The 4,435-nt window shown below is 35.0% G+C and carries 4 protein-coding genes; 1 reads left to right on the top strand and 3 read right to left on the bottom strand.

Features of this window, described 5'->3' with window-relative positions; translation table 11 throughout:
* Positions 1-172: 172 nt before the first annotated feature.
* Together AC1DDX_RS24365 and AC1DDX_RS24360 are read right to left on the bottom strand one after the other, a co-directional pair.
* Positions 173-2,356 (bottom strand): glycosyltransferase, encoded by a 2,184-nt coding sequence (locus AC1DDX_RS24365; RefSeq protein WP_288879310.1) that lies wholly within the window; start codon positions 2,354-2,356, stop codon positions 173-175.
* 153 nt (positions 2,357-2,509) lie between these two features.
* Positions 2,510-3,028, bottom strand: coding sequence for a UpxY family transcription antiterminator (locus AC1DDX_RS24360; RefSeq protein ID WP_477622743.1), 519 nt, complete (start codon positions 3,026-3,028; stop codon positions 2,510-2,512).
* Between the two features lie 325 nt (positions 3,029-3,353).
* Between AC1DDX_RS24360 and AC1DDX_RS24355 the strand changes: the two genes are divergently transcribed.
* Positions 3,354-3,713 (top strand): hypothetical protein, encoded by a 360-nt coding sequence (locus tag AC1DDX_RS24355; RefSeq protein ID WP_172662888.1) that lies wholly within the window; start codon positions 3,354-3,356, stop codon positions 3,711-3,713.
* Positions 3,714-3,842: 129 nt separating this feature from the next.
* Here the strand turns inward: AC1DDX_RS24355 and AC1DDX_RS24350 are convergent, their stop codons facing one another.
* On the bottom strand, positions 3,843-4,385 hold the full coding sequence (locus tag AC1DDX_RS24350) for a CHRD domain-containing protein (RefSeq protein WP_337716200.1): 543 nt from the start codon (positions 4,383-4,385) through the stop codon (positions 3,843-3,845).
* Between the last annotated feature and the right edge of the window lie 50 nt (positions 4,386-4,435).

Here is a 4,435-nt window from a genome sequence, read left to right as displayed (position 1 = left end):
GGTCAGAATCCCGCAATTCATTAAAGCGTTCAGGGGTTAGCAGTTGTACATTTTCTACATGTGCAAATACTGTTTTCTGGCATGCCCGAATCCATTCCGGAAGGTCGCCTTCCCAATATAGCCATACTGGTAAGTTTTTCTTTTTAAGATTAGCCATCTTTGCTGTAATGCTTTAATTCAATTTCTTTAAAACCAGTAGGGAATCTGTTAGCTGGATTTTCTGGTAATTCTTTTTTGAAATAAGTTCATTTGCAAATGCAATTACGTCGGGGAAGTAATCAGCAAAGTCATGGAACGCGAGGTAACCTCCAATTTCTATCCAGGATGCAAACTGTCTGAAGTCATTAGAAATATTTAAATAATCATGTAAGCCATCTAATAACAATAATGATATTGGGTGATTCCATTTTACATTTTTGGATTCATCAACTATTGACATCACTGTTTCAGATAAATTGGCTCTTTCAATATTTTTTTTGAAATGAGCTAAAGATGGTTCAAACTGTTGCAATCCCTGATCTGTAGAACCTAATATTCCATTGTGCGGATCAATTGAATAAACTTTTATCCCATCTGATACCGACTTAGCCAGCTTTCCAAGCAGAATTGTTGCTTTGCCGTGATAGCTGCCAACTTCAACTAAATGTCCATTTGGGAATTGAGTGCATGCTTTTAGTCCAAAAGCAATTAACAATTCGGCTTCTCCTTCACTTAACCACCCATCAATTTGTTTAATTTCATTTAAAACTTGGACAGGTAAAAACAATGACTGTTTATCGTCTTCTTTATGTGTTTCTTCGGGTTTTTGTATGTAGTTATTTAAATGCCTACGGGTATATTTCCTAAGCGTATCGTCGTAATTACGATTTATTGGATGTACCCAAAACGCATTGGGATCATTAAAAGCACAGTCTAATTCTTGTGTTGTATATGCTTTTTTGTATTTAACAAAGTCATGGCAACAGGGATTCAATTCAATATCATAGCCAAGCAAACTCACCATAGTTGGCAATATGATCTCTTCTGTCGCCCATATTTTTGTATGCTTCATTATATTTTGAAGAATATTGTTCGTTTTGAAGAGCTTAACCAGATCCTTTACGGCATCGTAAGTGAATACAGTTGAGGGCCAAAAAGACCAGTGAACAAATTTGCTTTCACCATCTTTAAAAGTTTTAAGCAGTGGTTTCCATAAATCATATTCTTTAAATGCCTGAATGGAGGTAAAAACGTCAGTATTGTTTACAGTTATATGCTCAGGTCGGTTAGATAAAAGTCCGATATTGCTTTTTTGCGAAAAGAAATCCCACATGAAAGTAGAATATGCTGGCTGTAGACTTAATTGATCGGAATCTACAATAGTTAAAATGTCAAAAGAAAAATTATCGAGTGCAAATTGCATACATTCAAGCGCAAAATTGTGCAGGTAGCCATGTGCTACCGGTATAACAGTGGGGTTTACTACAGCTCCAAATTCTTCAAAAGGAAATGAGCAGGAGTTTAATTTAAGATCGGCGTTACTGTTAAAAATAACGATACTTGAGGAAGGGTCTTGAAAATGTAGATTGCGAACCATATCAATTACACAATCTAAGCTTTCATGCACCAGGCAAGCATAAACATTCTTTAACTGTTTTCTAACATTCTTTAAATTCCATTTATCTGAAGCAGTTTGAGCATGTTTAGGATAATATTTTAAATCAAAGTTCATTATCCGCTCTATATCCATTACCGGGTATGGGTGCCACCAATCGCCTGAAGTTTTTTTCAGGCTAATGTTCTGATCATGTATCATGTGGACAGACATCTTTGAATCTGTAAGTGCGGTTACTTTTTCGGGTGAGGCAGCCCAAACAAATAAGCCATCAACACCTACATTTATATCTTTATACTGATTTTTTTCCCAGTAAGATCGCTGATAACAAAGCGAACTTCCCAGCAACCATTTACGCTGATCTGGAGGATATCTATATTGAAAGGCTTCTTTTTTTAGCAGGTCGTAATAAAGTAAATTATTTATCCCACAAATATCAGCATTACGCTCTTTCAACTCCTCTACCTGATATTTTATCCGATAGTTAGCATACCAATCATCATCGTCCCAATTAACTATTATGCTCCCCGAGGCATGCTTACAAGCTATATTAAGTTTTGCACCCAAAGATATTTGATGATCAAGTCTTATGTATTTTATATTATCAACCTCTGGAACCAAGTCCCGGATACAATCAGAACCGTCATCAATTATAATTAGCTCTTTATTTTGGTACTCTTGCCTGTGGAAATATTTAATAGCGTGCGGAATAAAATATCTCCTGTTAAAGGTTGGCATTACACAAGAAACCAGAGGAAGCATATTAAAGAAGTTTTGCAGGCTAACCAGTGTAAATTGTAAAGCTTCGCTAGAGGTTTGTCACAATAACACCCTGATAATAAATTAAGTAAATTCTGAAAATCATTTAATTTATATACTCATAAAGCTAGTCCCTTTGTGAACCAACATCAATAGTTAGTTATAACTATTTTTATTGATCACCTTCCTTAAACTAGTTGAACAAACTTCAATTGAAAGTGATTGGTTTATGGAACTTAAGTGAACGCCAAGACGCTCCTTACCCCTTTTAAAAAATAATTTCCCCTGTAAGCCGGTGAAAGGCCCGTCAACAATAATCACTTCATCACCACTAACAAGATTGGACTCTATTTCAAAAACCATTGTTTCGAACTTCATTATGTTGGATATTTCATCCTCAGATACCATTGCCGGTTTACCTTCAAAAGTTATAAATTTTAATACCCCTCCTATTTTTAATAGTTTGAAGCGCTCCCTTTCTGTTGAATTAATAAAAACATAATTTGGAAACATAGGCACTTTTATTTCTTTTTTACGATCGCTCCATTGCCTTATTACATTTTGTAAAGGCAAATAAGCTTTTATCTTCTTTTTGGTAAGTTCGTTATAGATTTTCTTTACGAGATTTGGAAAGGTATAAACGATATACCAGTTGCTTTTTAGTACATTTTCCATAGCATAGTATATTAGGGATATATTTTTGATGGTAGAGATAATAATTAACTCATATAATAAAATTGATCATATTTAATTGATGATGAAATAGTTATTTATAATCATTTATAAGGATTACATGAACACTAAAAGTGTTTTTTTGACTACTAGCAGGTCTATATATTTCTTTTTGTTAAATATCTTTGATTAGAAGATGCCTAAAATTTCATGACGCTGCTCCGATTAATTCTAATTCTTCGATTTTATTAACCCTTAAAATACCATATGCTATTATATTGAAACGTCCCTAACGTTCAACCAAATATTATCTAAAACGACTAAAGTTATGGAACATAACGCAGGAGAAATCGTTGAACTAGCTGTTCGACGACAAAATGTGAATATTAGCGAATTATCCAAGCGCTTAAATGTAAACAGAAGGACCTTGTATAATTGGTTTAGACAAAAGAAATTGCATACAGATGTAATTTTAGAAATAGGTAAGGCTATCAATTATGACTTTTCAAGTGATTTTGAAGGAGAATTAAAACAATTAAATCATAATGAGGATCTAAGGTCTTTTAAAAAGGACTCTAATTCTGAACATCCTGATTCCGTCTATTATTGGATGGAAAAATACATAGCCTTACTTGAGGATTATAAACGGTTGGTTAGAAAGGATTCAACCCATAACATGCTATCGTAACAGTGCTATATCTTAAGGAACATATTCAGGGCAGCTGTCTGATGGGATAGATGCCTGATATGAATTAGGGAAAGTTCTTCAATTTTAAAAAAGAAACTGCCCTGATTATGCTCCGGGCAGTTTCTTTTTTTAGTATCCACCTCCACCGCCATTGTTTCCTCCATTGCCCGTACTTGCGGCAACCAGAACAATGTTGCCTCTTATCTCGCCACTTGTAAAATCAGAACTATGGATATTAACATACCATTTTCCTGATAAAAGCTGACTGATCTCTGCAGCGTTCAATACTCTGGTAGTTCCTGTAAGAGTACCTGAGCTGGCAGTGGTAAAGCCAGGTATTTCAATTACAATTGGTGAACTGGTTAAGTTTGATCCATTTTCTGCACCGTGAAAGTGCATTCCTGTCGTTGTTGCAGCAGCAGATCCAAGCTGCCATGTAATGGTATAAGCAATCGTTTTGGACTGTTCATTATAAGTGATGTTTGCCGTGCCTGTTCCAGTTGTTGTAACTACCGGAACTTCATTAGAGCCATTTAACTGGACCATAGCTGTATAAGTTCTGTAGGTAACATCAGGTCCGTTGCTTTTCTTTTTACACCCTGAATAAAGAACCAGCAGGATGACTGCCATAGCAAGTATGGCAGAAAAGAATTTTACAGAATAAGTTTTCATAGTAAGTAATTTAAATGATTAATTAATTACTCCGATTGACAGTACAGCAG

The organism is Pedobacter sp. 10L46_2 (assembly GCF_056395165.1).
Note: the sequence above shows the minus strand (reverse complement) of the source record. Positions and strands in the feature narration are given on the sequence as shown.

Coding starts and splice junctions, on each gene's coding strand:
- AC1DDX_RS24360 (WP_477622743.1), bottom strand. CDS start 3,028: ATGGAAAATGTACTAAAAAGCAACTGGTATATCGTTTATACCTTTCCA.
- AC1DDX_RS24355 (WP_172662888.1), top strand. CDS start 3,354: ATGGAACATAACGCAGGAGAAATCGTTGAACTAGCTGTTCGACGACAA.
- AC1DDX_RS24350 (WP_337716200.1), bottom strand. CDS start 4,385: ATGAAAACTTATTCTGTAAAATTCTTTTCTGCCATACTTGCTATGGCA.
- AC1DDX_RS24365 (WP_288879310.1), bottom strand. CDS start 2,356: ATGCTTCCTCTGGTTTCTTGTGTAATGCCAACCTTTAACAGGAGATAT.